The sequence below is a fragment of the Actinomyces polynesiensis genome (assembly GCF_000820725.1).
In the GTDB taxonomy this organism is placed as follows: Bacteria; Actinomycetota; Actinomycetes; order Actinomycetales; family Actinomycetaceae; genus Pauljensenia; species Pauljensenia polynesiensis.
This window is the reverse complement of record NZ_CCXH01000161.1, coordinates 1-1,582: the sequence shown is the minus strand read 5'-3', so window position 1 is coordinate 1,582 and position 1,582 is coordinate 1. Positions and strand designations below refer to the sequence as shown.

Annotated in this window: 2 protein-coding genes; both read right to left on the bottom strand. The window is 72.9% G+C overall.

Features of this window, described 5'->3' with window-relative positions; translation table 11 throughout:
* Nucleotides 1-123: 123 nt before the first annotated feature.
* Nucleotides 124-804: an MtrAB system response regulator MtrA gene (mtrA, locus tag TA90_RS07090; RefSeq protein ID WP_043535384.1), complete on the bottom strand. Its 681-nt coding sequence runs from the start codon at nucleotides 802-804 to the stop codon at nucleotides 124-126.
* 12 nt (nucleotides 805-816) lie between these two features.
* Nucleotides 817-1,470 carry a rhomboid family intramembrane serine protease gene (locus tag TA90_RS07085; protein ID WP_147513416.1) on the bottom strand — a complete coding sequence of 218 codons (654 nt, stop codon included), beginning with the start codon at nucleotides 1,468-1,470 and terminating at the stop codon, nucleotides 817-819.
* Nucleotides 1,471-1,582: the final 112 nt, after the last annotated feature.

The following is a 1,582-nucleotide window of genomic DNA, read 5'->3' as shown; positions in this document are numbered from 1 at the left end:
GCGTCCGCGTCCGGTGCCGGGTCCCCGGGTGCGCGCGACGCGGGGTCGCCCTCGTCCGCGGGGTCCCCGAAGGGGAGCGACGAGGGCGCGTCCGGGATCCTCCCCTCGGAGCCCACCGGCTCCTCAGGCCCCGGTCCCGGCACGGTACCCGACCCCCCGGACGGTCACGATGACCTCGGGACGCTCGGGGTCCCGCTCGATCTTGGAGCGCAGGCGCTGGACGTGGACGTTCACCAGGCGGGTGTCGGCGGCATGGCGGTACCCCCAGACCTTCTCCAGCAGCTCCTCGCGTGTGAACACCTTCCAGGGCGAACGCCCCAGGGCGACCAGCAGGTCGAACTCCAGGGGGGTGAGCGCGATCTCCTCGGTGCCCTGACGCACCACGTGTCCCGAGACGTCGATCGTCACGTCACCGATGACGAGGTGTTCCTCGCCCGAGTCGTCGTGTCCGCGCAGACGCGCACGGACGCGCGCCACCAGTTCCTTGGGTTTGAAGGGCTTGGGCACGTAGTCGTCCGCGCCGGCTTCCAGGCCGGAGACCACGTCGGCGGTGTCGGAGCGGGCGGTGAGCATGACGATGGGGACGTCCGACTCGCGGCGGATCAACCGGCAGATCTGGATGCCGTCCATCCCGGGCAGCATGAGGTCGAGGAGGACCAGGTCGGGGGCCACGGTGTGGAAGACGTCGAGCGCCTCCGCACCGTCGTACACGTCGGAGACCTCGAAACCCTCGGCCTCCAGGACGATGCCGATCATCTCGGCCAGGGCGACGTCGTCATCGACGACGAGGATGCGCGAACTCATGTCACGATCGTGTCACGATGCGCGCGTCGATGCACCCGACTCGCCCGCCCGACCGGCCCCGACACCTGCGCGGGGACGGTGGGTGGTGACGCCCCACAGCGCCCCGACGGTGAACCCCACCCCGTGCAGGTCACCCGTGACCAGCAGGATCCCGCCGGCGAGCAGTCCCACCACCGCGAGCGCCCGCAGCGGTCGCCCCCCGCGCCACGCGAAGGCCACCAGGCACAGGCCCGCGAGCCCCAGGTTCGCCACGGAGTTCCCCGCGAACCCCTGGTGCGGGAGCACGGTGTAGGCCGCGACCTCGCTGAGGAGGCCCGCCGTCAGGTAGACCCCCAGGAGGACGCGCCACCCGTGCACCCGCTCGGCGACGGCACCCACGGCGAGGAGGGTGACGGTGTTGAAGGCCGTGCCGGCCCAGCCGCCGTCCTGGACGAGCAGCGGTGTGAGGATCCGCCACCACTGCCCCGCCACCAGCATCGTGCGGTCCCGCTCCAGGGCGTGCAGGACCGCGGGCACCAGCTCCCCTGCGACGCTGGTGGCCACCGTCAGTGCGGCGACCGTCAGGGTCGCCCACGGGACGGTCGCCCGCCACCCGCCCTCCGGACGGAACCTCACGCCCCCGCTGACGGCCGCGACCACGACCACCAGGACCAGGACTGTCCCCACACGCACCTCCCCCACCGGTACCGGGCCGATCCACCCGGGTGCGCGGACCAGTCAACACCCCGTGGGGACCGGGCGGCGACCGCACCGGCACCGCCGCGTCGACCGTGGCGTG

Bases quoted from the DNA above. Each gene is read 5' to 3' on its own strand.
- mtrA (WP_043535384.1), bottom strand. From the start codon at position 804: ATGAGTTCGCGCATCCTCGTCGTCGATGACGACGTCGCCCTGGCCGAG.